This window comes from Limnohabitans simekii (SeqCode), assembly GCF_965234735.1.
Lineage (GTDB): Bacteria > Pseudomonadota > Gammaproteobacteria > Burkholderiales > Burkholderiaceae_C > Limnohabitans > Limnohabitans simekii.
In genome coordinates this window covers 229,274-255,696 of record NZ_OZ248542.1, presented here as the reverse complement: position 1 = coordinate 255,696, position 26,423 = coordinate 229,274, and the positions used below count along the sequence as shown (strand labels likewise).

The 26,423-nt window shown below is 55.6% G+C and carries 27 protein-coding genes; 13 read left to right on the top strand and 14 right to left on the bottom strand.

Going from position 1 to position 26,423, the window contains the following annotated elements; all coding sequences use genetic code 11:
• Positions 1–67: 67 nt before the first annotated feature.
• From metG to yjjJ, 7 genes are all read left to right on the top strand, one after another.
• Positions 68–2,314 (top strand): methionine--tRNA ligase, encoded by a 2,247-nt coding sequence (gene metG, locus AC8GFP_RS07760; RefSeq protein ID WP_506611899.1) that lies wholly within the window; start codon positions 68–70, stop codon positions 2,312–2,314.
• Entirely contained in the window at positions 2,314–2,949 is a 636-nt protein-coding gene (locus AC8GFP_RS07755; RefSeq protein WP_506611897.1) for a nucleotidyltransferase family protein, read from the top strand. The genes metG and AC8GFP_RS07755 overlap by 1 nt, the downstream gene beginning before the upstream one ends.
• A 70-nt stretch (positions 2,950–3,019) precedes the next feature.
• Positions 3,020–3,229: a DUF3460 family protein gene (locus AC8GFP_RS07750; RefSeq protein WP_506611895.1), complete on the top strand. Its 210-nt coding sequence runs from the start codon at positions 3,020–3,022 to the stop codon at positions 3,227–3,229.
• A 50-nt stretch (positions 3,230–3,279) separates the two neighbouring features.
• Complete coding sequence (locus tag AC8GFP_RS07745; protein ID WP_506612315.1) at positions 3,280–4,080, top strand: segregation and condensation protein A; 801 nt, start codon at positions 3,280–3,282, stop codon at positions 4,078–4,080.
• Between the two features lie 19 nt (positions 4,081–4,099).
• Positions 4,100–4,969 (top strand): 3-methyl-2-oxobutanoate hydroxymethyltransferase, encoded by an 870-nt coding sequence (gene panB / locus AC8GFP_RS07740; RefSeq protein ID WP_506611892.1) that lies wholly within the window; start codon positions 4,100–4,102, stop codon positions 4,967–4,969.
• 3 nt (positions 4,970–4,972) lie between these two features.
• Entirely contained in the window at positions 4,973–5,830 is an 858-nt protein-coding gene (gene panC, locus AC8GFP_RS07735; RefSeq protein WP_506611890.1) for a pantoate--beta-alanine ligase, read from the top strand.
• A gap of 157 nt (positions 5,831–5,987) precedes the next feature.
• The gene (yjjJ, locus tag AC8GFP_RS07730) at positions 5,988–7,331 is read left to right on the top strand and encodes a type II toxin-antitoxin system HipA family toxin YjjJ (protein ID WP_506611888.1); all 1,344 of its coding nucleotides are present in this window, start codon (positions 5,988–5,990) and stop codon (positions 7,329–7,331) included.
• Here yjjJ and AC8GFP_RS07725 read toward each other — a convergent pair.
• From AC8GFP_RS07725 to AC8GFP_RS07710, 4 genes are all read right to left on the bottom strand, one after another.
• The gene (locus tag AC8GFP_RS07725) at positions 7,328–8,350 is read right to left on the bottom strand and encodes an NAD(P)H-dependent glycerol-3-phosphate dehydrogenase (RefSeq protein WP_506611886.1); all 1,023 of its coding nucleotides are present in this window, start codon (positions 8,348–8,350) and stop codon (positions 7,328–7,330) included. The genes yjjJ and AC8GFP_RS07725 overlap by 4 nt on opposite strands.
• A complete protein-coding gene (secB, locus tag AC8GFP_RS07720) occupies positions 8,347–8,793 on the bottom strand; it encodes a protein-export chaperone SecB (RefSeq protein WP_506611884.1) in 447 nt (148 codons plus the stop codon). Before secB ends, AC8GFP_RS07725 begins: the two co-directional genes overlap by 4 nt.
• 74 nt (positions 8,794–8,867) lie before the next feature.
• Positions 8,868–9,128, bottom strand: coding sequence for a glutaredoxin 3 (gene grxC, locus AC8GFP_RS07715; protein ID WP_506611882.1), 261 nt, complete (start codon positions 9,126–9,128; stop codon positions 8,868–8,870).
• Positions 9,129–9,155: 27 nt separating this feature from the next.
• The gene (locus AC8GFP_RS07710) at positions 9,156–9,563 is read right to left on the bottom strand and encodes a rhodanese-like domain-containing protein (protein WP_506611880.1); all 408 of its coding nucleotides are present in this window, start codon (positions 9,561–9,563) and stop codon (positions 9,156–9,158) included.
• A 76-nt stretch (positions 9,564–9,639) separates the two neighbouring features.
• On the opposite strand from AC8GFP_RS07710, the gene gpmA reads away from it, so the two are divergent.
• From gpmA to AC8GFP_RS07695, 3 genes are all read left to right on the top strand, one after another.
• Positions 9,640–10,347: a 2,3-diphosphoglycerate-dependent phosphoglycerate mutase gene (gene gpmA / locus AC8GFP_RS07705; protein ID WP_506611878.1), complete on the top strand. Its 708-nt coding sequence runs from the start codon at positions 9,640–9,642 to the stop codon at positions 10,345–10,347.
• A gap of 115 nt (positions 10,348–10,462) precedes the next feature.
• Positions 10,463–11,911 (top strand): S41 family peptidase, encoded by a 1,449-nt coding sequence (locus AC8GFP_RS07700; protein ID WP_506611876.1) that lies wholly within the window; start codon positions 10,463–10,465, stop codon positions 11,909–11,911.
• Between the two features lie 3 nt (positions 11,912–11,914).
• Entirely contained in the window at positions 11,915–12,673 is a 759-nt protein-coding gene (locus AC8GFP_RS07695; RefSeq protein ID WP_506611874.1) for a HesA/MoeB/ThiF family protein, read from the top strand.
• Here AC8GFP_RS07695 and AC8GFP_RS07690 read toward each other — a convergent pair.
• The 8 genes from AC8GFP_RS07690 to AC8GFP_RS07655 form a co-directional block, all read right to left on the bottom strand.
• The gene (locus AC8GFP_RS07690; protein ID WP_506611872.1) at positions 12,631–13,209 is read right to left on the bottom strand and encodes a GNAT family N-acetyltransferase; all 579 of its coding nucleotides are present in this window, start codon (positions 13,207–13,209) and stop codon (positions 12,631–12,633) included. The genes AC8GFP_RS07695 and AC8GFP_RS07690 overlap by 43 nt on opposite strands.
• Positions 13,206–14,027 carry a DUF429 domain-containing protein gene (locus AC8GFP_RS07685; protein WP_506611870.1) on the bottom strand — a complete coding sequence of 274 codons (822 nt, stop codon included), beginning with the start codon at positions 14,025–14,027 and terminating at the stop codon, positions 13,206–13,208. Before AC8GFP_RS07685 ends, AC8GFP_RS07690 begins: the two co-directional genes overlap by 4 nt.
• 6 nt (positions 14,028–14,033) lie before the next feature.
• Positions 14,034–14,735, bottom strand: a complete 702-nt coding sequence (gene folE / locus AC8GFP_RS07680) for a GTP cyclohydrolase I (RefSeq protein ID WP_506611868.1) — start codon at positions 14,733–14,735, stop codon at positions 14,034–14,036.
• A gap of 105 nt (positions 14,736–14,840) precedes the next feature.
• The gene (locus AC8GFP_RS07675) at positions 14,841–16,658 is read right to left on the bottom strand and encodes a response regulator (protein WP_506611866.1); all 1,818 of its coding nucleotides are present in this window, start codon (positions 16,656–16,658) and stop codon (positions 14,841–14,843) included.
• A 12-nt stretch (positions 16,659–16,670) separates the two neighbouring features.
• Positions 16,671–18,269 (bottom strand): ATP-binding response regulator, encoded by a 1,599-nt coding sequence (locus tag AC8GFP_RS07670; RefSeq protein ID WP_506611864.1) that lies wholly within the window; start codon positions 18,267–18,269, stop codon positions 16,671–16,673.
• A 159-nt stretch (positions 18,270–18,428) separates the two neighbouring features.
• Positions 18,429–20,243 (bottom strand): aspartate--tRNA ligase, encoded by a 1,815-nt coding sequence (gene aspS / locus AC8GFP_RS07665; protein ID WP_506611863.1) that lies wholly within the window; start codon positions 20,241–20,243, stop codon positions 18,429–18,431.
• A 64-nt stretch (positions 20,244–20,307) separates the two neighbouring features.
• Positions 20,308–20,955, bottom strand: coding sequence for a DUF502 domain-containing protein (locus tag AC8GFP_RS07660; protein WP_506611861.1), 648 nt, complete (start codon positions 20,953–20,955; stop codon positions 20,308–20,310).
• A gap of 7 nt (positions 20,956–20,962) precedes the next feature.
• On the bottom strand, positions 20,963–21,274 hold the full coding sequence (locus AC8GFP_RS07655; RefSeq protein ID WP_506611859.1) for an FmdB family zinc ribbon protein: 312 nt from the start codon (positions 21,272–21,274) through the stop codon (positions 20,963–20,965).
• A gap of 172 nt (positions 21,275–21,446) precedes the next feature.
• Between AC8GFP_RS07655 and AC8GFP_RS07650 the strand changes: the two genes are divergently transcribed.
• The 3 genes from AC8GFP_RS07650 (at position 21,447) to AC8GFP_RS07640 (ending at position 24,342) form a co-directional block, all read left to right on the top strand.
• On the top strand, positions 21,447–22,586 hold the full coding sequence (locus AC8GFP_RS07650; RefSeq protein WP_506611857.1) for an extracellular solute-binding protein: 1,140 nt from the start codon (positions 21,447–21,449) through the stop codon (positions 22,584–22,586).
• Positions 22,587–22,711: 125 nt separating this feature from the next.
• Positions 22,712–23,518 carry an ABC transporter permease gene (locus AC8GFP_RS07645; protein ID WP_506611856.1) on the top strand — a complete coding sequence of 269 codons (807 nt, stop codon included), beginning with the start codon at positions 22,712–22,714 and terminating at the stop codon, positions 23,516–23,518.
• Complete coding sequence (locus AC8GFP_RS07640; protein WP_506611854.1) at positions 23,515–24,342, top strand: ABC transporter permease subunit; 828 nt, start codon at positions 23,515–23,517, stop codon at positions 24,340–24,342. Before AC8GFP_RS07645 ends, AC8GFP_RS07640 begins: the two co-directional genes overlap by 4 nt.
• On the opposite strand, the gene ubiB is transcribed toward AC8GFP_RS07640, so the two are convergent.
• Positions 24,339–25,907, bottom strand: a complete 1,569-nt coding sequence (gene ubiB, locus AC8GFP_RS07635; RefSeq protein WP_506611853.1) for a ubiquinone biosynthesis regulatory protein kinase UbiB — start codon at positions 25,905–25,907, stop codon at positions 24,339–24,341. The genes AC8GFP_RS07640 and ubiB overlap by 4 nt on opposite strands.
• Positions 25,904–26,419, bottom strand: coding sequence for an SCP2 sterol-binding domain-containing protein (locus AC8GFP_RS07630; RefSeq protein WP_506611851.1), 516 nt, complete (start codon positions 26,417–26,419; stop codon positions 25,904–25,906). The genes ubiB and AC8GFP_RS07630 overlap by 4 nt, the downstream gene beginning before the upstream one ends.
• Between the last annotated feature and the right edge of the window lie 4 nt (positions 26,420–26,423).

Here is a 26,423-nt window from a genome sequence, read left to right as displayed (position 1 = left end):
GAAACAGCCAGCGGCCTTGCAGAGATGGCCGCATAAAATCAGCCTCCCTCTCTGTACTGACCCCCTCATGACCCAGCGCCGCTTATTTGTCACCACCGCCCTGCCCTATGCCAATGGCCACTTCCACATCGGGCACATGATGGAGTACATCCAAGCCGATATTTGGGTGCGCTACCAACGCATGCAGGGCCACGCGGTGAATTTCGTGTGTGCCGACGACACGCATGGCGCACCGATCATGATTGCCGCTGAAAAAGCGGGCCTCACGCCGCAGCAGTTTGTCGCCAACATCGCTGCGGGCCGCCAGCCCTACCTCGATGGTTTCCACATTGGCTTTGACAACTGGCACAGCACCGATGCGCCGGAAAACCATGCCCTGGCGCAGCAGATTTACCGCGACCTGCGCGACCTGTCCGCCGAGCAAGGCGGCAGCTTGATTGAGCGCAAAACCATCGAGCAGTTTTTCGACCCCGAGAAAAACATGTTTTTACCCGACCGCTTCATCAAGGGCGAATGCCCCAAGTGCGGCGCCAAAGACCAGTACGGCGACAACTGTGAAAGCTGCGGCGCGGTGTATGCACCCACCGATTTGAAGAACCCGTTCTCGGCGTTGTCGGGGGCCACACCGGTATTGAAAAACGCCGAGCATTTTTTCTTCAAATTGTCCGACCCACGCTGCGTTGAATTTTTGCAAGACTGGACGCAAAACGGCCAACACCTGCAGCCCGAAGTGGCCAACAAGGTCAAAGAATGGTTCAGTGTGCGCACCAACCCAGACGGCAGCACCAGCGAAGGCCTGGGCGACTGGGACATTTCGCGCGACGCCCCCTACTTTGGCATCGAGATTCCCGATGCGCCGGGCAAGTATTTTTATGTCTGGCTGGATGCGCCCATTGGCTATTTGGCGTCATTGCAAAACCTCTTGACCAAGCGTGGTGAAAGCTATGACGACTACATCACCGCGCCGGATGTGGAGCAATACCATTTCATTGGCAAAGACATCGTCACTTTTCACACCTTGTTTTGGCCCGCCATCCTGAAGTTCAGCGGCCGCAAAGTGCCCCACAAGGTTTTTGTGCACGGCTTCTTGACCGTGAACAACGGCGAAAAAATGAGCAAGAGCCGAGGCACCGGTCTGAACCCCTTGAAGTACCTGGAACTGGGCATGAACCCCGAGTGGCTGCGCTATTACTTGGCCGCCAAGCTCAACGGCCGCAACGAGGACATCGACTTCAACGCCGACGATTTCATGGCGCGGGTCAACTCGGACTTGGTGGGCAAGTACATCAACATCGCGTCGCGCGCAGCGGGCTTCATTGCCAAGCGCTTTGGCGGCCAACTGGGCGCTGTCAGCGCCGATGGTGAAGCCCTGCTCTCGCAATTGCACGCCGGTTTGCCCGCTATTGAAGCGCTGTACGAGCACCGCGACTATGCCAAAGCCTTGCGCGACACCATGGCCTTGGCCGACCGCGTGAACGAGTACGTGGACGCCAACAAGCCCTGGGAACTGGCCAAGCAAGAAGGGCAAGACGCCCGCTTGCAAGATGTGTGCAGCACCTGCATGGAAGCCTTTCGCTTGCTGAGCCTGGCCTTGAAACCGGTGCTGCCCGCCTTGGTGGCCAACGTGGAAACTTTTTTGAACATCCCGCCGTTGCAGTTTGCGCAGGGCCAGCAACGCATGGGTGCGGGCCACGGCATCGGTGTCTATCAACACTTGATGCAGCGCGTGGACCCCAAGATGTTGGCAGCCTTGTTTGAGCCGCCGCCCGAACAATTGGAACAATTGGGGTCAGACCCCGTTAAATCGAAATTGGGGTCAGAGCCCGCGAAATTGGCGGAATTGGGGACAGCGAAATTGGGGTCAGACACCGATTTTCCAAAGGAAAAATCGGGCTCTGACCCCAATTTCGCGAGCTCTGACCCCAATTTCGCTGACCCCAATTTCGCCAAACCAGGCGGCGAAGCCATCGCTCCAACCATCAGCATCGACGACTTCGCCAAGATTGATTTGCGCATCGCGCTCATCGTCAATTGCGAACCCGTGGAAGGCAGCACCAAACTCTTGCGCTTGACGCTGGACGTGGGTGAAGGCCGCATGCGCAATGTCTTCAGCGGCATCGCCAGCATGTACAAGCCCGAAGACCTGGTGGGCAAGCTCACCGTCATGGTGGCCAATTTGGCCCCGCGCAAAATGAAATTCGGCGTCTCCGAGGGCATGGTGCTGGCCGCCAGCCATGCAGATGAAAAAACCCATCCCGGCATCCACGTGCTCCACCCTTGGCCGGGTGCCACCCCCGGCATGCGGATCCATTGATGAACTGGGCTGCGGTCTTGCTCGCAGCCGGTGCGGGTTCTCGCATGGGCCATCGGCCCAAATCCCTGTTGCTGCTCGATGGCGAGCCGCTGATTCGCCGCCAAGTGCATGCTTTGCAAACCGCAGGTGCGGCCCAGTTGGTGGTGGTGCTGGGGCATTACGCCGATGACATTGGCGCACAACTGCACGGCTTGAACATCCAAGTGATTCACAACCCACAACCCGACGACGGCTTGGTGTCGTCCCAGCGCTTGGGTTTGCAAGCCTTGCCCGACAGCCTCGATGGTGTGGTGATGGCCTTGGCCGATCAACCGCTGATTGAAGCCGCCGACATCACCACGCTCACGCAAGCGTTTCACGACCGCCCGCAAGGCATCGACATGGTGTTTCCAAAGGTGGATGGAGCGCCCGGCAACCCGGTGATGCTGAGTGCCGCCGCCCGACGTGCCATCTTGTTGCAAGGCGCTGCGTTTGGTTGCAAAGAATGGCGACAAGCGCACCAGGCGCAGGTGCTGCCCTTTGCTTCAAGCAACCTGCACTACACCACCGACCTCGACCACTTGGAAGACTTGAACGCTTTCACCGCCCGCACGGGGCGCAGCCTGACTTGGCCCACCACCTGGGCACCCGATTAAAGACGCTGGCGTTTTCTGCATCACCAAGCCTGACTGGGTAGAATGCGGCTCCCTTTGAAGGACACCTTTCATGTCTTTGTTTGCCCGCCCCGAATACGTCTCTGAAACTCAAGCGTTCATCCAGCAACTCAAGGCGCACAAGCCCACCTTGGAAGCCGAGCAACGCGCCGGTCGCGGCCTGCTGTGGGACAAAACCATTGACCGCCAAAATCAGGCCGAATTCCAAGCCGCCCGGGTGCCTCAAAAGCCCTACGTTTACCTCAGCACGGGCAGCAAGTGAGCACCACCCCCGAGGCGAATTGGCAGGGTCCCAGCGCCGATTTGCCCCACATGCCCTCGGTCATCGACCATGTGGCGGTGGCGCGTCTGTATGGCGAACCGCTGTTCGCCATGCCGCAAGATTTGTACATCCCGCCCGATGCCCTGCAAATTTTTCTAGAAGCCTTTGAAGGCCCGCTCGACTTGCTGCTCTACCTGATTCGCAAGCAAAACTTCAACATCCTCGACATCCCCATGGCGGGCCTGACCCGCCAGTACCTGAGCTATGTCGAGGAAATCAGAAAAACCAATCTCGAACTAGCCGCCGAGTATTTGCTCATGGCCGCCATGCTGATTGAAATCAAATCGCGCATGTTGTTGCCACCCAAGAAAGTGGCTGAAGGTTTGGAGGTCGAAGACCCACGTGCCGAGCTGGTGCGCCGCTTGTTGGAATACGAACAATTGAAATTGGCCGCAGCCCGCTTGAACGAAGCGCCGCAGCAAGGCCGTGATTTTTTACGGGCGCAGGTCTACATCGAGCAGTCCATCCAACCGCGTTTCCCGCATGTGGACGTGCCCGATTTGCAGCAGGCTTGGGCCGATATCTTGCGCCGCGCCAAGCTGGTGGAGCACCACAAAATCAGCCGCCAAGAACTATCGGTGCGAGAGCACATGAGCATCGTGCTGAAGAAGTTGCAAAACCAACGCTTTGTTGAATTCCAAGACCTGTTCGACGCCAGCTTGGGGGTGCCTGTCATGCTGGTCACCTTCATCGCCTTGCTTGAACTGGCCAAAGAAACCCTGGTGGACATCACCCAAGCCGAAGCCTACGCACCCATCTATGTGCGCCTGGCGTATGCACCCACCAATTGATATGGAGGGGAGACCCCGCATGAGCAACCCTGCCAGTCCCTACGGCACTTTGCCGCCCGCCTCCGACATGGCGACGCGCAAACCGATCAGTCTGCCGCGCTTGAACGACATGCGAGCGCGAGGCGACAAGATCGCCATGATCACCGCCTACGACGCCACCTTCGCCGCCGTGGCCGACGCCGCCGGTGTGGAATGCATTTTGGTGGGCGACTCGCTGGGCATGGTCTGCCAAGGTTTGCACAGCACCGCAGGTGTCAGCCTGGAAACCATGCGCTACCACACCGAAAGCGTGGTGCGCGGTTTGCGTCGCGTCCAAGGCACCGCTTGGGTGATTGGCGACCTGCCCTTTGGCACCTACCACGAGTCCCCTGAACAAGCACTGCGCAGCGCCATGGTGCTGATGCAAGCCGGGGCCCACATGGTGAAACTTGAAGGCGGCGATTGGACGCCCGACACCGTGCATTTCTTGGTGCAACGCGGCATTCCGGTGTGTGCGCATTTGGGCCTCACGCCGCAAACCGTGCACGCCTTGGGCGGCTACCGGGTGCAGGGCCGCGAGCCCGCTGCGGCCGCGCAGTTGCACAAAGATGCTTTGGCCCTGCAACAAGCCGGTGCCAGCATGGTGGTGCTGGAAATGGTGCCCGCCGCTTTATCGGGCGAACTGACGCAAGCCCTGAGCACTTGCCACACCATTGGCATTGGCGCGGGCAATGGCACGGCTGGCCAAGTGCTGGTGCTGCACGACATGCTGGGCATCAACCTGGGCAAGAACCCCAAGTTTGTGCGCAATTTCATGACCGGCACCGACAGCGTGTTGGACGCGCTCAGCCGCTATGTGGCGGCGGTCAAAGACGGCAGCTTTCCCGACAACGCCCTTCACGCTTGGTAATCCATGTTCATCGCCCGCACCGTGGCCGAGTTGCGCCAGCATTTGGCCCCGTTTTCCAAGCCCGCTTTCGTGCCCACCATGGGCAATTTGCACGAGGGCCATTTGTCCTTGTTGCGCCACGCCAAGCCCATGGGCGATGTGCTGGTCTCCAGCATCTTCGTCAACCGCTTGCAGTTTTTGCCGCACGAAGACTTTGACAGCTACCCGCGCACCTTCGAGGACGACTGTGAGCGGCTCAAGGCCGTGGGCTGCGATGTGTTGTTCGCCCCCACCGAAGCCGAGCTGTACCCCCAGCCGCAAACCTTCAAAGTGCTGCCCGACCCGGCCTTGGCCAACATCTTGGAAGGCGAATTCCGCCCGGGTTTTTTCACCGGCGTGTGCACCGTGGTGATGAAGCTGTTCAGCTGCGTTTTTGCTGGCGGCGCAGGTGTGGCGGTGTTTGGTCAGAAGGACTACCAGCAGCAGCTCATCTTGCGCGAAATGGTGCGCCAGTTTGCGCTGCCTCTGCAAATCCTCACCCTGCCCACCACCCGCACGCCCGAGGGCTTGGCGCTGAGCTCGCGCAACATGTATTTGTCCGCGTCCGAGCGGGTCCAAGCCCTGCAGCTGTCAGCCGCGCTGCAAGCCTTGGCGGCGCAGGTGCGGGCTGCCGTTGCTTCAGGCGCTGCTGTGTTGGATGTGGCTGCGGCAGAAGCCGCCGCCATGGAAGGCTTGCGCTCCCAAGGCTGGCAGCCCGACTACCTGACGGTGCGCCGCCAGTCAGATTTGTCGCCCATCGCCCAAGTGACCACCGAGCCTATGGTGGTGCTGGGCGCGGCCAAGCTGGGCCCTACCCGTTTGATCGACAACTTGGACGTTTGAGCTTTCGGAATTTTGATCACGATGTTATTTTAAAATGATTCAAATAACATACGATTTTTAAGCACTATAGCCTTGAAATATCTATATTCATTGGGTTTTTTATCCTGAAATTAATTTTTTATTCATGCATTTGTCATTCATTTTATAATTCTCATCGATGACAACACCGCTTGAACTCCTGCGTTTGCGGCTGGCTACGGGCCCCAAGTCTGGCACGCAAATGGCCAGAGAAATGGGCTTGAGCCAGCCCACGGTATCGCGTGCGCTCGCGGCCATGGGCCAAGAGGTCCTGCAAATCGGCGCCAAGAAAAACTCGCGCTATGTGTTGCGCGACAGCAGCCGGGGCTTCGCCGACGTGCCGGTGTTTCAGGTGGACAGCCAAGGTCAATTGCAGCCCTTTGGCAACCTCACCCCGGTGCGCCCCGATGGCTTTGTTTTCACACCCACCGATGGGCCGCAAGTGCACTCGGATGGCGTGCCTTGGTGGCTGTTAGACATGCTGCCGCAAGGCTATTTGGGCCGCGCTTATGCCGCTCGTCATGCGGCCAGTCTGGGGCTGCCGAGCGCGCTCAACACCTGGAGCGACAGCCACTCCCTCCGGGCATTGTTGGCACATGGGCACGACATGGTGGGCCATCTCTTGTTGGGCAACCTTGCCCGCGACACCTTCATCGCCTTGCCTGAACCCAGCGCGGTGGCCAACGACAACAAACCCGCCACCTATGCAGCCCTGGCCTTGGCGGCGTCGCAAGGCGACACACCCGGTTCGTCCGCGGGTGGCGAGCAACCCAAATTCACCGCCTATGCGCAAACACCTGGCGGCGCCTCCCATGTGCTGGTGAAATTCACCGAGCCACTCGACAGCCCCGTGAGCCAGCGCTGGCGCGATCTGTTGTTGGCCGAGCACTTGGCCTTGTCTTGCTTGCAAAGCGTTGGTGTGGCGGCAGCGTCCTCGGCAGTGTTGAACCACCAAGGTCAGCGGTTTTTAGAGCTGGCACGCTTTGACCGCAGGGGCGCGATGGGGCGCCATGCCGTGGTGTCCTTGCGCGCTTTGGATGCTGAGTTTGTGGGCGACGCCCACCAGCCCTGGCCGGTGATCGTCCAAACACTGGCGACGCTTGGGGTCGTGACGCGAGAAGCAGCAGAACGCACCGAGTTGCTGTGGGCGTTTGGCATGCTGATGGGCAACACCGACATGCACGCGGGCAACCTGTCGTTTGTCTGCGATTCCGGCCGCCCCTTCCATTTGGCACCAGCCTACGACATGTGTCCGATGGCGTTTGCGCCCAGCAGCAGCGGCAAAATGAACAACGCCGCGCCCCCCTTGAACCTGCACGCCTGCGTGCGCAATGACCATTGGCGACAGGCTTTGCTTATGGCCAACCAGTATTTGAAAAGCTTGCGGTCCAACCCGGAATTCAGCCCGGACTTTACGGTGTGCATTGCTGCTTTGGCAGGGCATTTGGACGCCGCCAAGTTGCAAATCCAACGATTGGCTTAAGCGCCCTGTTCGCCTTTGGCACCACGCCCCATGAGGGCGGCCACGGCTTGTTGCGGCGAGGTTTGGCCTTGCAACACCGACACCACGGCTTGCGCGATCGGCATGTCCACACCCACATGCTGGGCGCGTTGCACCACGGTGTGGGCACTGTAAACACCTTCGGCCACATGGCCCAAGGACAGCAACACCTGGTCAAGTGATTTGCCTTGCGCCAGCGCCAAACCCACTTGCCGGTTGCGGCTCAGGTCGCCGGTGGCGGTGAGCACCAAGTCGCCCAAACCACTCAGGCCCATGAAGGTGTCGGCACGTGCGCCCATGGCCACACCCAAACGCGTCATCTCGGCCAAGCCGCGCGTGATGAGCGCCGCGCGGGCATTCAAACCCAGTTGCAAGCCATCGCACAAACCGGTGGCGATGGCCATGACGTTTTTCACGGCTCCACCCACCTCCACGCCAACGATGTCTTCATTGGCATACACGCGCAAGTTGTCGCCGTGAAAGGCCTGAACCAAAGCATCACGCACAGCGGGGTGGACACTGGCAGCCACCAAAGCCGCGGGCTGACCTGCAGCCACTTCTTTGGCAAAGCTGGGGCCGCTCAAGATCCCAGCTTGCAGCGCGGGTGCCACTTGCAGTTGCACTTCGTGGGCCAGCAAACCATGTTTGGCCTTGGGGTTGGCTATCGAGGGCAGCACGGCTTCAAAGCCTTTGCACAACCAGGCCAGCGGACGCTCACCCAGCATGGGCGCGGTGGCCAACAGCATGTCACGCAAAGCGGCCATGGGTGAAGCCAACACCACCAAGTCGGTGTGCGGCAGCAGTTGCGCCAAAGGCGCGTGGCTCAAGTGCAAAGCGGGGGGCAGTGATTGACCGGGCAAATAGCGTTGGTTCACACCACGCGTTTGCATGTCTTGAATGATGGCGGGGTTGCGTGCCCACAAAGTGACTTCATGGCGGGCACTGGCTTGTGCGGCCAGCGCTGTTCCCCAGGCGCCAGCACCAAGGACGAGCAGCTTCACTGGAGTTGCTGCTCGGCTTTCATTTGCTGTTGTTGGTCGTACATGGCTTGGAAGTTGATTTCAGCCATGTGGACCGGCGGGAAACCAGCACGTTGGATGACATCAGCCACGTTGCTGCGCAAATAGGGGTAGACAATTTGGGGGCAGGCAATGCCTTGGATGGGTTCGAGTTGGCCATCGGGCATGTTGCGGATTTCAAAAATACCGGCTTGCTTGGCTTCCACCAAGAACATGGTCTGTTCTTTGATTTTGGTGGTGACGGTGGCGGTGACCACCACTTCATAAAGGTGCTCGCCAATTTGCTCGGAGCCGATGCCGATTTGAATGTCCACGCTGGGCGTTTCTTGCGACAACAAAATGCCGGGTGAATTGGGTTGCTCCAAGGACATGTCTTTGAGGTAAACGCGCTGAATTTGGAACACGGGTTCGAGGTTGTCTGCCATGGGGCTTCCTGCATGAAAAAACCCGCCAAGCCTGTGGGCCGAAAGCGGGTGAGGTTGAGAATGAAGGAATTATGTCAGGTTGCTTGCAACATGGGCAGCAAGCCGCCTCGACCATCGAGCGCGATCAAATCATCACAGCCACCCACATGCTGATCGCCAATGAAAATTTGCGGCACAGTGCGCCTGCCTGTGAGCGCCATCATGCGGCTTCGCTCTTCGGGGAGTTGGTCGATGCGGACCTCTTCAATGTGCTCGACGCCCCGCGCTTTCAAGAGCTGTTTGGCCCGAACGCAATAAGGGCAAACTGCGGTGGTGAACATCTTGACGGGTGGCATGGTGTTGGGCGTTACAGCTTGTTCAATTCAAGCTTTTTCAAGTGGAAGATTGGCATCTTGCCAAATTTTCAATCCCCCGCCCAAGCTGTGGGCTTGTTCAAAGCCCTGGGCTTTGGCCACGCCAACCGCTTTTTGCGAACGCATGCCACTGGCACACACCAGAATGAGCGGGCGTTTTTTGTCAGAGATGCTTTTACCCAGATCGGCCTGCAGCTTGTCCATCGGGATGTTTTTGGCACCAATCAGATGGCCCGTGGCGAATTCTTCTGGACTGCGAACATCAACGATATGGGCTTTTTCGCGATTGATGAGCAACACCGCTTGTGTGGGTGACAAGCTGGGACCGCCCAAAGAACCCAAATTGGGCAACAGCAAAGCCACGCCAGAAGTGATTGCCACAAAGATCAGCAGCCAGTTTTCAAGTAAGAAATTCACAAAGATATCCAGTTTCGCGCAAGACTGTCATTCTAGAATCCTTTTTCTCCATTGAATTCACGCAAGGTTTTTGGTCATGTACACGCTTGTTTTGATTCGCCACGGCGAGTCCACCTGGAATTTGCAAAACCGCTTCACGGGTTGGGCCGATGTCGATCTGACCCCCACGGGTGTGGCGCAAGCCCGCCTGGCTGGCGAAATGCTCAAGGCGCATGGTTTTGAATTTGACCTGGGCTACACCAGCGTGTTGAAGCGTGCCATCCACACCATGTGGCACTTGTTGGATGGCCTGGACCGCTCTTGGCTGCCGGTGGCACATCACTGGCGCTTGAACGAGCGCCACTACGGTGCGCTGCAAGGCCTAGACAAGGCCGAAACCGCCCAAAAATACGGCGACGCCCAGGTGCTGGCTTGGCGACGCAGCTACGACGTGCCGCCACCTTCATTGACCGCTGACGACCCCCGCAGCGAGCGCAGCGACCCGCGTTACGCCAAACTGCTGCCCACGCAAATTCCGCTCACCGAATGCCTGAAAGACACCATCGAGCGGGTCATGCCGTTTTGGAATGAGGCCTTGGGCCCCGCCATGCGCAGTGGCAAACGTGTCCTGATCAGCGCCCACGGCAACTCGATCCGTGCCATGGTCAAGTACCTCGACGGCATCTCCGACCACGACATCGTTGGCTTGAACATCCCCAATGGTCAACCTTTGATTTATGAATTGGACACCGATTTGAAGCCGATTCGCCATTACTACCTACACGAGAAGGCCCCAAACGCTTGACCCTGTGGCTGGCCGACTTTGTCAAAAGGACCCCGCGCCTTTGGCTCATCCACAGTAGACTATCTTCCTAAATCGCCGGCAGGTGTTGGCGAAGCAGCTATTGAACAAGGTACCCATGAGCCAGAAACTCAAAATCGCAGGTTGGTTGACGATAGGCGCTCTCACCGGTGCTCTCACCACGTTCTCGTTGCAAACCGTGGCGCGGGCCAACATCACGCCGTTGCCACTGGAAGAACTGCAACAGTTGGCAGCCGTCTTCAGCATGGTCAAGAGCGATTACGTGGAACCTGTAGATGAGAAAAAACTCATCAACGACGCCATCGCCGGTATGGTCGCCAGCCTCGACCCGCATTCACAGTACTTCGATAAAAAATCCTACAAAGAATTCCGTGAAGGCACGACCGGCAAATTTGTCGGTGTCGGCATTGAAATTTCGCAAGAAGAAGGTTTGGTGAAAGTGGTCTCGCCCATCGAGGGTTCGCCTGCGGACCGCGCTGGTTTGAAGCCCGGCGACCTGATCACCAAGGTGGACGACACCTCGGTCAAAGGCTTGTCACTGAACGAAGCCGTTAAACGCATGCGCGGTGAGCCTCGCACCAAGGTGGTTTTGACCATCTTCCGCAAAGATGAAAACCGCACCTTCCCAGTCACCATCGTGCGCGAAGAAATCAAAACCGTCAGCGTGAAAAGCAAGATGATCGAAAACGGTTTTGGCTGGATTCGCGTCAGCCAATTCCAAGAACGCACGGTGGATGACCTGACCCGCAAGCTGGAAGAGTTGTACAAACAAGACCCCAAAATGAAGGGCTTGGTGCTTGACCTGCGCAACGACCCAGGTGGTTTGCTTGACGCTGCTGTCGCCATTTCAGCCGTGTTTTTGCCCGACAACGTGACCGTGGTGTCCACCAACGGCCAGTTGGACGAAAGCAAATTCACCTTCAAAGCCTCCCCCGAGTACTACCAGCGCCGGGGTGGTGCTGACACGGTGGTCGCCTTGGACAAGGCCACCAAAGGGTTCTACAAAAAAGTGCCGTTGGTGGTGTTGGTCAACGAAGGCTCGGCCTCGGCCAGTGAAATCGTGGCGGGTGCTTTGCAAGACCACAAACGCGCCATGATCATGGGCAGCCAAACCTTTGGCAAAGGCTCGGTGCAAACCGTGCGTCAACTCGGTGCCGACACTGCATTGAAAATCACCACGGCCCGCTACTACACCCCCAGCGGTCGCTCGATCCAAGCCAAAGGCATCGTGCCCGAATTGCTGGTCGATGACACCGCCGAAGGCAGTCCTTATGCGGCATTGCGCACCCGCGAAGCCGACTTGGAAAAGCACCTCAACAGTGGCCAAGGCGCTGAAGTGAAAGACCCTGGCCGTGAAAAAGCCCGTGAAGAAGCTTTGAAGCGTTTGGAAGAAGAATCCAAAAAGCCGGTGGCCAATCGCAAGTCGCCCGAGTTTGGCAGCGCCGAGGACTTCCAATTGCAACAAGCCCTGAACCACTTGAAAAACCAGCCGGTCAAGGTCAGCAAAACTCTGTCAGAGCGCCCTGCTGCCACCAAGGAAGACTAAGGCGTGGATGACGCCCAGCTGCTGCGCTATTCTCGCCACATACTGCTGAATGAACTGGGCGATGAAGGACAAACCCAACTCTTGAACAGCCACGCCCTGGTGTTGGGGGCTGGCGGCTTGGGCAGTGCAGCGGCTTTGTATTTGGCGGCCTCTGGCGTGGGCACCATCACCTTGGTGGACCACGACACAGTGGACCTGACCAACCTGCAACGGCAAATCGCCCACACCACTGAACGCATTGGTCAGCCCAAGGTGGACTCGGCCCGCACCGCCATGCTGGCCTTGAACCCAGGTTGCCACGTCAATGCCGTGGCCATGCGCGCCGATGCAGCATTGCTGCACACACTGGTGCAGCAAGCGAATGTGGTTTTGGATTGCAGTGACAACTTTCAAACCCGCCAAGTGCTGAATGCCGCGTGTGTGAAACACGCCGTGCCCTTGGTCAGCGGCGCCGTCATTCGCCTCGATGGCCAACTCACCACCTACGACGTGCGTGACCACCAATCGCCTTGTTATGCCTGCGTGTTTCCCGCCGATGAAGCGCCCGAAGAAGTGAGTTGCGCCACCATGGGCGTGCTGGCACCCTTGGTGGGTGTGATTGGCAGCTTGCAAGCGGCTGAAGCTGTCAAGCTGTTGGCTGGTTTGGGCACATCCTTGGCGGGTCGCTTGCAAATGATGGACGGACGCGATTTGAGTTGGACTGAAATGCGTTTGCAGCGTCAGCCCGATTGCCCGGTTTGCAAGTCGCGCGGCCAGGCGTAATGCCGCACCGTCTGCACTGCCCCAGCGTCTGAAGTCAGCGCCTCTTCTTTCACCATCTCATAGCCTGCGTTCATCACCACCTTGGCACTGGCTTGGTTGCGGCTGTCAATGCGACAAACCAATTGCGCATTCGGTGCCACCTGCAAGGCGGCTTGTGTCAGCGCTTGCACGGCTTCGGTCATGCGGCCTTGTCCTTGAAAACGTGATCGACACCAATAGCCCAACTCCCACTGCTGCGTGTCGGCGTCAATTTGGTGAAATCCAATGCTGCCCACAAACGCTGCGCTGGCTTTGTCGATCATCAACATTGGCCAACTGATGCGCATGGCCCAAGCCGCATAACAAGTTTGGCAATAGTCCTCAGAGGCTTCTACCGACTGCGGTTTTTGCGCCCAAGGCAAGGAGTCGGGCCAGGCCCTCAATTGCTGCAAAGTCTCTGCCACGCCTTGGTACACCGCCTCGCCGTCCCCCGGATAGGGACAGCGCAACCACATGCGCGGTGTTTCGAGTTTGTCTGCAAAGCTGAAGTCGCTCATGCATTGATGATCCAGCCTTCCAGCGGATCCATGTGTGCAGGCAAGCCATACAAAGCATCACCCTGGCGGTGCTGCTGTTCGGCCCACGCCGCTTGCAGCATGCACATCACGGCGTCCAAACTATCGCCTGTAGCGTCAGCCACCAGCTTGTCTTGCTGCGCATCCGTGAGCTTTAGACGCGCTGGCAGGGCATCGTGGCCCCATACCAGCGCATGCAACAAATCTTTACGTGCAATCAATCGCTCGGAGGTTTGCTTGGCCGCTGCATCGTTTTTATAACTGCGCTTGCCCAGAACGCGTTTGGCCCACAAACCGGGGTAGGCCTCAAGGGCCACACGCGTGGTGTCGCCGTGGTGCAAGCCGGGGAAATGCAGGCCTGCTTGCAGCAGCAAAGGCACACCGGCGTGCAGCATGAAGGCCACGGGTGGGTTCACCCATTTCATTGAGGGGCTGGAGCCTGCGGGAATATCGGTGGCACGGTGCGCGAATTTGCCGCCCACAGGACGAGCGTTGCAAAAACCTGCAAAGACGTCACGAATTTGATCTCGGCTGAGGCTTGCGTAATGCTGCATGCAGGGCAACCACTCGGTGGGCCAGTTCAGCGCTGATACCAGCTCACGTGGCAAGCCAAAAGGCAAATCAAAGCCACCCACCCACGGACCTGGGGTCTGCAAAGCTTGGCTGAAACCATCGAGCGAATCGCAATGCGCCAAATAATCAAGGACCACGCGGCCTGAGCGCCAGCGCCCCCAAGCCAACACAATGGTTTTTCTTTTGGAAGGGCTGCTGCTGAAATCGCAGCCAAGCACAAGGCTCATGAAGCTTTAGTTTTTTTGCGGAATCAGCGAGAGGAATTCACGCCGCAAATTGGGGTCCTTCAAAAAGGACCCCCGCATGACCGAATTGATCATGCGGCTGTCCATGTCCTTCACGCCGCGCCAAGCCATGCAATAGTGGGTGGCTTCCATCACCAATGCCAGACCATCGGGGCGGGTTTTGTTTTGGATCAAATCGGCGAGTTGCACCACCGCCTCTTCTTGAATTTGCGGACGGCCCATGACCCATTCAGCCAATCGGGCGTATTTGGACAGGCCGATGACGTTGGTGTTTTTGTTGGGCAACACGCCAATCCAGATCTTGCCAATGACGGGGCAAAAGTGATGGCTGCAAGCGCTTCGAACGGTGATGGGGCCGACGATCATCAATTCGTTCAGTTGTTCAGCATTTGGAAATTCGGTGATTTCAGGCGCTTTGACATAGCGACCGCGAAACACCTCTTGCACATACAGTTTGGCCACGCGTCGGGCGGTGTCGGTGGTGTTGTGGTCGTGCTCGGTGTCAATCACCAAACTCTCTAATACACCACGCATCTTGACCTCGACTTCATCCAGCAAAGCCTCTAATTCGCCAGGGTTTAGGAACTCAGCAATGTTGTCGTTGGCATGAAAGCGCTGACCGGAGGCCATCACGCGCTCGCGGATTTTCACGGAGATGGGCACGCCTTGGTCAAGCTTGTTTTGAGACATGATGGAAGCTGTTTTGATTTTTAAATAGGAATACTAACAGCCCTGTGGCTGGGGCCCTTTCGCATTCGGCCTTGGCCCCAAGGCATCCGGGTTACTGAGGCGGGGTTATGCAGCAGCTTGTATATGCTGAACGTACTTACTACGGAAATCAGGACTGGCTAAAAGTAATTGGGTTAGCCGTTGGGTCAATTTATCGCGGTCGAAGGGTTTGAGCACAATATCGTTCATGCCAGCTTGTAAACACCGCAGATGATCATCGGTACTGATGTTGGCAGTCAATCCCAAAACCGGAATGTTTTGGTTTTGTGAGGATACGGTTTGACGCAACATGCTGGTGGCCACGATGCCATCCATTTCGGGCATCAGCATGTCCATCAACACCAAGTCGAAGAGTTGCTGGCCCAACAAGCTCAATGCTTGCTTCCCATGGTGAGCCTGCACCACATGCGCCTTTGGCCAATGCGACCGAATGACCTGATCGACCAGCAAGCGATTGACCGGGTTGTCATCAACCACCAATACCTCCAAGGGCAAGTCTTGGATGATCAGGTGCAACGGTTTGTCCTCTGCCGCTTGGGATGCGCTGTAAGCCTCTTCCTGCACGGGCATGTGCGGTAGATACATGCCAATGGCCACGCCGTGCGATGACTTCTGTAGCTGCAAAGTCCCGCCCATCAAATGGGTCAGGGCATTGGCCATGTAGAGCATCAGGTTGGCTCGTCCCACCGCTTTCAAATCTTCATGCTGGTCGATGGGGCCTGGCTGTGTCAATTGTTGCGACGCTTCAATGGACAACTCACTTCCGGAGTCCTCCACCGTGAACTGCAGTTGCTGTTGTTCAAACCTGGCCATCAAACTGACTTTCCCGCTTGGAGTGCGTTGCAACGCATGCTCAAGCAAATTCATCAACACTTGGCGTGTTCTGGTGGCATCGACTTCTATCCAAGCAGGAAATTGGGGGTCAATCTCACAGCGGTATTCCAACCGCAGGTCTTTAGCGCGTTGTGCAAACATATCAAAGGTGTTGCGAATCAAAGCTTCAGATCTCACTCTTTCGCGGTTGACTTTGAGCTTGCCATCGATCAGTTGCGTGTAATCCATGATGCCGTTGATGATGCCTAGCAATTGCTGGGCCGTGTTTTCAATTTGTTCAATCACCGCTGTTGCTTCTGGATGTTTGTCTGAGCCTATGCGCAACAAGTGAGAAAACCCGACCACGGCATTCATGGGCGTTCGCATTTCGTGGCTCAGTCGTGAAATAAATTTCTTTTTGTTCTCTTGCGCCCTCACCAGTTCTGCCTTTTTCTGGCGAATCACTTTGTTGTGCTGGCGCATGACTGCAATCGAATGCCGATACGACTTGGCATAAAACCATGGCAAGGCCAACATGCCCATGCACAGCAGCATTCTTTGCAACACAGTCCAGGTTTGAAAGTCTGCTGAATACTGCGGCATCGCAGCCACCCAATGGCTTTGACCCACCAGCCCCATGCCCACATAGATGGACAAGCAAACCAACATCCAGGCCATGCCCGCTTTGATGGATATCAAGCGCAGGGGCATCATGGGCGCAAACAACAACCATGCCAATTGCACCGACATCACACCACCTGTTTGACTGGCGATATAAATGGCGCACAAACTGCAAACAGTCAAGGTCAGGTGGATGATGAGTTTGATGGAGACCCGCAAGATGTAGAGAAACGGGGCCAGCACCAGCATGGCACTGGCAGTGATGCTGGCTCGCCCAATGTCGGACGATGGGGAGTAAGCGGCAATGCCAAACAGCACCAAGCCCACCATCCAGGGGAACGCAGAAATCAAATTACGTTCGATACGCGATAGTGTTTTGAGTTTCTGTTCTGTTTTCCAAACGGAGGCTGTTTGCAAGCCATCCACATCCGCAATGTGTATTTGAACCATATCGTGCAACCCTTATGCGACAGCGCTTTTTTCCAGAGCCTGGCTTGTCGTGATCAATTTTTGAATCGTCTTGCTCAACTGCTGAGGATCCACGGGCTTGACTATCACTTCATCCATGCCCGCCGACATCAATTGCGCCTTCGCGGCACTGTGCATGCTTGCGGTAACACCAATCAGTGCTGTTGCCCTTGACCGGGTAGCCATGTCTTGTCTGATCTTGAGTCCCCACTCGCCCGCCTCTGCATGCGTCATCCATCCATTCATCAAGACCACGTCAAAATCAGCGTCTTGCAAATGCTTCAATGCTTGCTCGCCATTGCTGGTTTGGATGATCTGCGCTTGTGGCCACACTTTGCGAATGGCTTGCGCCATGACCAATTGCCCCAAAGGCTCATCATCCATGATCAAGATGCGGCTTTGACCCACGGCATGGTCTTCGACTGCGGGGTTTGTTTTGACTTGCGTCCAATCACATTGGCGAACCGGTAGACGCACCCAGAAATGCGACCCTTGGCTGTTTTGGCTTTCAAAGCCAATCGTTCCACCAAACAAATGGGTCAGCGCCAAAGCATTGGCCAGGCCCAATCCTATTCCGCCAAATTTGTGTTGCATGGACTCGTCACCTTGGTCAAAGCGTTTGAAGATGTAGGCTTTGACGTCATCCGTGATGCCCACACCGGTGTCGCGTATGTCGATTTGCAGCATTTCTGCTTGGTGACTGAACTGCAGCAGAACCTGCCCTTGGCTGGTGAATTTTTTGGCATTGCCCAACAAGATGCTGACGATTTGTTTGAATCGATCTTCATCGCACCACAGCCATTGCGGCATGTTTTTTTGCACCACGATTTTGAATTCAACCTCGTGGCCCACCGACCACTGTGCCCATTCGTTTTGAATGACCTGTTGTAGCGACATGGGCCGAAAATTCAAGCGCAATTGACCGGCGTTGAGTTGAGCGTGATCGAGAATATTGTTGGTCATGTCCAGCAACTGCTGAATGGATGTGCGTATGTGCTGCACCGTGTCACTCAAGTCTGGTTTGTCCTGGGCCATGTCAGCCAGCACATCGCTGTAACCCAAAATGGTGTTCATTGGTAAGCGCAAATCTTCACTGACGGTGGCAATGAAGCGATCCTTGTAAATTTCAGTCACTTGTAGTTTGTTTTGCACGGCCTTCATTTTGGTGATGCTGGCTGCAATGCGACTGCTTTTTTGGCGGTATCGCCTGTCGTACACCAAGTGAATCATCATCAAACAGAGCTGGACAAGCACCAGGTGGATGGCCACGCTGATGCCCGACATGCCCATCATCACTTCTTGCATGTTCAGCATGCTGTCTTGTGCTGTCAGACCGATGCCGATCAAGACCACCATCACGATGGATAACCAGGCCATGGTGGCTGTTTGCGACAAGAAGAACAAGGCGGCATTGGGCAAGATGGCCAACCAAAGCAAACTGGGCGAAAAAATGCCACCACCCCACCAAACCATGCCGCCCGCCACCAAGGTACCTAACACCAACCATGCATGAATCCAAGACCGATGAAGGGCGCGTGAACGATCGGAAAGCTTGACCAGTTGTCGAAAAAAATTATCTAAAAAGATATTCATAAGCGGATGCTAACCGCTCTAAAAGTACTACTATAATTTAATAATTACTTTTAATTTGTTAATTTTAGCAAATATTATTATTGAAATAGCCATTTAAGTACTATTTAAATGGCTATTCAGGATATTGAAAGAATACTTTGTTCGACGTTTTTCAGATCTTCAATCGCCTTGTTTGGCGTCCAAATTTCTCAATCGAATGTGCAGTTCACGCAACTGTTTTTCATCCACCAATGAAGGTGCTTGCGTGAGCAAACACTGTGCGCGCTGGGTTTTGGGGAAGGCAATCACGTCCCGGATGGACTCGGCACCCGTCATCAGGGTGACGATGCGGTCCAGGCCAAAAGCCAAACCACCATGAGGCGGTGCGCCGTATTGCAAAGCGTCGAGCAAGAAGCCGAATTTCACTTGCGCTTCTTCGGGTGTGATTTTCAGGGCGTCAAACACCTTTTGTTGAACATCGGCACGGTGAATACGCACCGAGCCACCACCGATTTCCCAACCGTTCAGCACCATGTCATAGCCCTTGGCAATGCATTTCTCTGGGGCAGTGACCATCCAGTCTTCATGGCCGTCTTTGGGCGCGGTGAACGGGTGGTGCACTGCGTTGTAACGCTGTGCCTCTTCGTCGTATTCGAACATGGGGAAGTCCACCACCCACATCGGGGCCCAACGGTCTTCAAACAAACCGTGCTTCTTGCCAAATTCGCTGTGGCCAATTTTCAAACGCAAAGCGCCGATGGCATCGTTGACGATCTTGGCCTTGTCTGCGCCAAAGAAAATCAAGTCGCCGTCTTGAGCGCCCGTGCGCTTGAGCACTTCTTCCAGCGCTTTGTCGTGGATGTTTTTCACAATGGGCGACTGCAAGCCATCGCGGCCTTTGGCCAGCTCGTTGACGCGGATGTAAGCCAAGCCTTTGGCACCATAAATTTTCACGAATTCGGTGTAGGCATCAATTTCACCCCGGCTGATGCCGCCCTCTTCGTCCGAACCGTGTGGCACGCGCAAGGCCACCACGCGGCCGCCCTTCATGTTGGCGGCACCCGAGAAAACTTTGAAATCCACATCGGCCATCACGTCGGTGAGCTCGGTCAATTCCAGCTTGATGCGCAGATCGGGTTTGTCCGAGCCGAAACGGTGCATGGCTTCGCTGTAAGCCATGATGGGGAACTCGCCCAAGTCCACATTCAACGCGGTTTTGAACACGCCTTTGATCATGTCTTGGAACATGGCGCGAATTTCTTCTTCGCCCAAGAATGAAGTTTCGATATCGATTTGGGTGAACTCAGGCTGACGGTCAGCCCGCAAGTCTTCGTCACGGAAACATTTGGTGATTTGGTAATAGCGGTCAAACCCAGCCACCATCAGCAACTGTTTGAACAACTGCGGCGACTGCGGCAACGCAAAGAAATGACCATCGTGGACACGGCTGGGCACCAAGTAGTCGCGAGCGCCTTCCGGCGTGCTTTTGGTCAGCATGGGGGTTTCAATGTCGACAAAGCCGTTGTCATCCAGGAAACGACGCACCGCCATCGACACTTTGTAGCGCAGCATCAGGTTTTTCTGCATGTAGGGGCGGCGCAAGTCCAGCACACGGTGCGTCAAGCGGGTGGTCTCCGACAAGTTGTCGTCATCCAATTGAAACGGCGGCGTGACCGAGGCGTTGAGCACGGTCAACTCGTGGCACAGCACTTCAATCTTGCCGCTCTTCAAGTTGTCGTTCGTGGTGCCTTCGGGACGCGCACGCACCAGCCCTTTGACTTGAATGCAAAACTCGTTGCGAACATCTTCAGCCACCTTGAACATCTCAGGGCGATCAGGATCACAAACAACTTGGACAGAACCCTCACGATCGCGCAAATCGATGAAGATCACGCCACCGTGATCACGGCGACGGTTGACCCAGCCACACAAACTGACTGTTGCACCTTGTATTTGCTCTGTAACCAAGCCGCAGTAATGAGTTCGCATCGCCATGGTGATTTTTTCTTTCTGTCTGATGTAAGAGGGAGGTGAAACTTGGTGCCCTTGGCACCGGAGTTCAAGTCGCTTTAGGAGCAGGCGACAAAGACGAAGTTGGTGAGACAGCACCCATGGAAATCACATAGGTGAGCGCCTCGTCCACACTCATGTCAAGCTCCACCACATCCTGACTTGGCACCAGCAAAAAGAAACCACTGGTGGGGTTGGGCGTGGTGGGTACATAGACACTGATGAAACCCTCACCAAGATGCTGCGCGACTTCGCCTGAAGGCGTGCCGGTTTGAAAAGCGATGGTCCAAGCACCTTGGCGTGGGTATTGAATCAGCAGGGCTTGACGAAATGCATTGCCATTGCTTGAAAACAAGGTGTCCGAGACTTTTTTGACACTGGTGTAAATGGACTTGACGATGGGAATGTGGGTGAATAATTTGTCCCATTGCTTGACCAACCAATTGCCAAAAACATTGGAGGCAAAAGCTCCAGTCATCACGAGCACCAAAAACACCAAAATTACGCCCAAGCCTCGAATGTCTCTTAAATGAGCAAACGAATCATTGAATCCTTGGGGTAAAAAATTCCCCAGACCCTGTAAGACATTGGCAAATATGCCGTCCAACACGCCGATCAACCAACTCAACACCCATAGGGTGATGGCCAGGGGCAGCCAAACCAAAAGTCCAGCAAAAATGTATTTTTTCAAGTTCATGGGCGACTCAATGGCAAGCGCATGAAGGCGCACATGCAGCAGCACTGGTGGCTGCCACTGGGGTGTCGGCACCGGCCGCAGGCGCTGCGGGGCTGGCGTCCGTCTTGTCTGTGGCAGGGGCAGCGGGGGGGGAACCACCGCCCTTGAAATCGGTGGCGTACCAACCAGAGCCTTTCAGCTGAAAGCCAGCAGCAGTCAATTGCTTGCTGAAGCTGTCTTGACCGCAAGAAGGGCAAATATGCAAAGCCGGATCAGACATTTTCTGCAAAACATCTTTCGCGAAGCCGCAAGATCCGCATTTATAGGCATAAATTGGCATGGTGTTGTCGCAAATTCAAAGGAGCACACAAAAGCCTTGGATTGTAAGCTTTTTATCACTTTGAACTGACATTTTTTGTGTGGTTACTTTAAGAATCCCTATACTACGGTCCTGGCTCGGGTACGAGCCTCAAACCAGTCCTTCACCCTTCACTTATGGAGTTTTTGCCATCATGAATAAACGTCTTTTGTGGGTAGTCATGGCGTCGCTGGCCGTTGTGGCTTGCGGCAAAAAAGAAGAACCAGCTGCTGTTGCACCGGCACCGGCGGCGGTTGTGAATGCTGAAGAAAAAGTACTTAATGTTTACAACTGGCCCGACTATATTGCGCAAGACATGATTGCGAACTTTGAAAAAGAAACCGGCATCAAGGTCAATTACCAAACCTTTGAAAACAATGAGGCATTGCAAGCCAAATTGGTCGCCGGCAATTCTGGCTACGACATCGTGGTGCCAGGCTCCACCTTTGTCAAAGCCCAAGTTGAAGCCGGTTTGCTGAAGAAACTCGACAAGTCGCAAATCCCGAACTACAAAAACTTAGATCCCGATTTGATGAGCAAGTTGGTGGGCGTTGACCCGAACAACGAGCATGTGTTGCCTTGGGCATGGAGTTTCACCACCGTGGGCATCAACAAAGCCAAAGTGGCCAAAGCCCTTGGCAGCACGCCCATGCCAGAAAACGCTTGGGACCTGGTGTTCAACCCCACCTACACCTCCAAACTGAAATCTTGTGGCATCGCCTATCTCGATTCCCCCACGGAAGTGTTGCCGCCAGCACTGCACTACATCGGCAAGAACGCTTATTCAGAGGATGCTGCTGACCACAAAGCCGCTGGTGAAATGCTGGCCAAAGTTCGCAAAGACATTCGCTTGTTCTCCAGCACCATGATTGACGACTTGGCAGGTGGCAAAGCTTGTGTCGCCTTGGGTTGGGCCGGTGACATCAACATCGCCATGACCCGTTCTAAAGAAAACAACAGTGGCCACGAACTCGAGGCTTTGCTGCCCAAAACCGGCGGTCTGATTTTCTTTGACACGCTGGCCGTCCCTGCGGATGCGAAGCACCCCAACAACGCCATGATCTTCATCAATTACTTCTTGAAGCCTGAAGTGTCTGCCGCGTTGACCAATGAGTTGAGCTATCCCACAGCCAACAAAGCCAGTTTGGCCAATGTCAGCCCAGACATGGCGCAAAACAAAACGGTTTTCCCTGACCAAGCCACCTTGGCCACCATGGTGCCGCCTGCTGCTTTGGGCAATGCAGCGCGTGAATCCATGACCGCTGTCTACACCAGCTTCAAAAAAGGTAAGTGAAGCAATTCCTGAATCAATGGCTGCATCAGCGCGGGCGCTCGCTCGTGCTGGGCATCCCTTGGTTTTGGTTGCTGCTTTTTTTTGCAGTTCCTTTTCTCATTCTGTTGCGCATCAGCGTGACAGACATGGGTGAAGGTCTGGATCCATTTGCACCGCTGGTCCAAACCAATGATGGTGAAGTCACCCTTCACCTGAAGTTTTCCAACTATGTGTCTTTGCTTTTTGACGCCGATGCTGGCTGGGGTCAGACGCTGTATGTCGAGTCCTATGTTTTATCGGTCAAGTACGCCTTTTGGACCACGGTCCTTTGCCTGTTTTTCGGCTACCCCTTTGCCTATTTTTTAGCCCGCAGCGCACCCCATCTGCGCCCATTGCTGCTGCTGCTGGTGATGCTGCCGTTTTGGACCTCTTTCTTGTTGCGTGTCTATGCTTGGAAAGGCCTGCTGGCCGACCAAGGTGTCATCAACAACATCTTGATGTCCCTGGGGTTGACGCAAGAGCCGATTCAAATGCTCTACACCGATGTGTCGATGCTGGTGGGCATGACCTATGTGTACCTGCCCTTCATGGTGTTGCCCCTGTATGCCAACTTGGTCAAGATGGACAACCGTCTGCTGGAGGCCTCGCAAGACCTTGGGGCCACGCCTTGGCAGACTTTTTGGCTGATCACGGTTCTCTTGAGCCGCTCCGGTATTGTGGCCGGTTCCATTCTGGTCTTTATTCCTTGCTTGGGGGAATTTGTCATCCCTTCCTTGTTGGGCGGCGCAGAAAATCTGATGATTGGGCGCGTGGTCTGGGACGAGATGTTCAGCAGCAACAACTGGCCGCGTGCGAGCGCGCTGTCGGTGTTCATGATTGTCGGCGTGGTGCTGCCACTGGCTTGGTACAACCAATACGTGGCTCGCAAAGTTGAGCAGGAGCGCTTGGGATGAACGGACTGGGCTGGCGACGACACTTTGGCACGGGATGGCTTTTGGGCGTGTTCGCCTTTTTTTACCTGCCTCTCTTCTTCTTGGTGGTTTTTTCTTTCAACAGTACTCGCCAAGACAGTGTGTTCACCGGTTTTTCATTGCGCTGGTACCAAGCCCTGTTGAATGACACACGCTTGGTCGAGGGCTTCATGCTGTCTTTGAACGTGGCCTTCCTCAGCGCGACATTGGCCACCATCTTGGCCACCATGGCCGCTTTTGTGCTCATTCGATTTGGCCGATTCAAGGGTCGCACTTTGTTCAACGCGATGCTGAGTTCGCCGCTGGTCATGCCCGAGGTCATCATTGGCCTGTCTTTGCTGCTGCTGTTTGTGGGTGTCGAACGCATGATTGGTTGGCCCGAACGCGGCACGCTCACCATCGTTTTGGGCCATGCGCTCTTGGGCATGGCGTATGCCAGTGTGGTGGTGCAATCACGCTTGAAAGAAATGGACCGCTCGATTGAAGAAGCCGCCATCGACTTGGGGTGTCGCCCATTTCAAGTGTTTTTCTTGATCACCTTGCCCAATATTTCTCAGGCCCTGATAGCGGCTTGGTTGCTCACCTTCACCTTGTCATTTGATGATGTGGTGATTTCAGAGTTTTTATCCGGTCCAGGTGTCACCACATTGCCGCAAGTGATTTTCAGCTACGCACGCCGTGGCGTGAACCCCTCTGTTTATGCGGCTGCCACATTGCTGATGCTGGTGGTGACCTTGGCCGTGGTGGCTTATGGGGTTTACACCGCAAGACAAATGCGACAAGGGCAACCGCAGCGCAGTACTTAATGGCTGATGCTGATCACGCCTAAAACGGCCGTGATGATGATGCCCGCAAAGAAACCCAAGGCCAGCAGCAAAATGGTTTGCAGGGTTTGATTGGTTTTGCGTTGCGCTTGCAACAAGGCCAACAATTCTTTGCGCTCACTCTCAGGATCACGCTGTAAAAATGCATAGACCATGCGCGGCAACTGCGGCAGCATCTTGGCGAAATGCGGCGCTTCGGTCTTCAGTTGTTGCCACAAACGTTGCGGCCCGACTTGCTCGAGCATCCATCGTTCTAAAAATGGTTTGGCCGTGCTCCACAGGTCCAAATCAGGGTCGAGCTGTCGGCCCAAACCCTCGATGTTGAGCAAGGTTTTTTGCAACAACACCAGCTGGGGTTGAATTTCCACTTGGAAACGTCTGGAGGTTTGGAACAAGCGCATGAGCACCAAACCCAAGGAAATTTCTTTCAAGGGCCGGTCAAAGTAAGGCTCACACACGGAGCGAATGGCCGACTCCAATTCATCAACGCGGGTGTGCGCTGGCACCCAACCCGACTCGATGTGCAACTCGGCCACGCGCTTGTAATCGCGGCGAAAAAAGGCAGTGAAGTTTTGGGCCAAGTACTCTTTGTCGAACTCGGTGAGCGTGCCCACGATGCCAAAGTCAAGCGATACATATTGGCCAAAGGTGGCAGGCGCCACACTCACCTGGATGTTGCCAGGGTGCATGTCGGCATGGAAAAAACCATCGCGAAACACCTGTGTGAAAAAGATGGTCACGCCGTCCCGCGCCAGCTTGGGAATGTCCACACCCGCTTGGCGCAGCGCATCGACTTGGCTGATGGGCAAGCCGTGCATGCGCTCCATCACGATCACTTCTTGGGTGCAGTAGTCCCAAATCATCTCGGGGATCAAGACCAAATTCAAGCCCGCCATGTTGCGTCGCAATTGCGTGGCATTCGAGGCTTCGCGCACCAAATCAAGCTCGTCATGCAAGTACTTGTCAAATTCGGCCACCACCTCGCGCGGCTTGAGGCGTTTGCCATCTGACGACAGCCTGTCCAGCCAACGCGCCATGGTGTGCATCAACTCGAGGTCTTTGTTGATGACTTTGAGCATGCCAGGACGCAACACCTTCACGGCCACTTCACGCTCAACGCCTTGGGTGTTTTTCAACTTGGCAAAGTGCACCTGGGCAATCGACGCGCTGGCGATGGGTGTGCGATCGAACTGGCTGAAGATCTCATCGACGGGGCGGCCAAAAGCACGCTCAATCGATGCCACGGCAACCTCCGAGGGAAAGGGTGGCACTTGGTCTTGCAGTTTGGCCAGTTCATCGGCAATGTCGTTGGGGAGCAGGTCGCGACGGGTGGATAGCACCTGCCCAAGCTTGACAAAAATAGGCCCCAAATGCTCAAGCGCCTGACGCAAACGCTGTCCACGCGGGGCGCTCAGGTTGCGGCCAAGGGTCAGTATGCGCGTGACAGGACGCAACCACCCCTGCTTGAAACCTGACAACAACAGTTCATCCAGGCCAAACCGAAGAACAATCCAGAGGATAAAAACACCGCGGTAGAGGCGTGTCATTGGCGGCTGAACTCACTCAGCGCTTTGAAAACTCGTTTGGCCAAGCCCACCAATTTGTGGGCCCACGCGTCACCCACCAAACGTGACAAGTCCTCTTCGGCATCCCAGCGCACATGATCGACCAACCAATTGAGTTCGGCAGCCAGCATGACGTCTCCCTCGACGCGCATGCTTGGTTTTTGCCCGGTGCGCAAACCCTGCAGCAAGTTGAGGGGAGACTCTTCGTTCACGTGAACTCGTAAATCGGGCGTTTGGCTTGTGTCTGATCGCTCCAACAAGCCAGCTGGCGTGACCGTCCATTGCAAGCTGAGTTGTCGCCAAGTGAATTGAGCACAACGTCCTTGTTGACGACGCAAACGCTCGATGGCCGCAGGTTCTTGGGACAACACATGATTGAGCAAGATAACAAGCTTGTCTTGCAACTCGTGGAGCAACCAAGCAGGCGGTTGGAGTTGCCATGCCAATTGACGAACTTGGGCAGAAATCTCTGCAAACGATACTGCACTGGCCATGAAA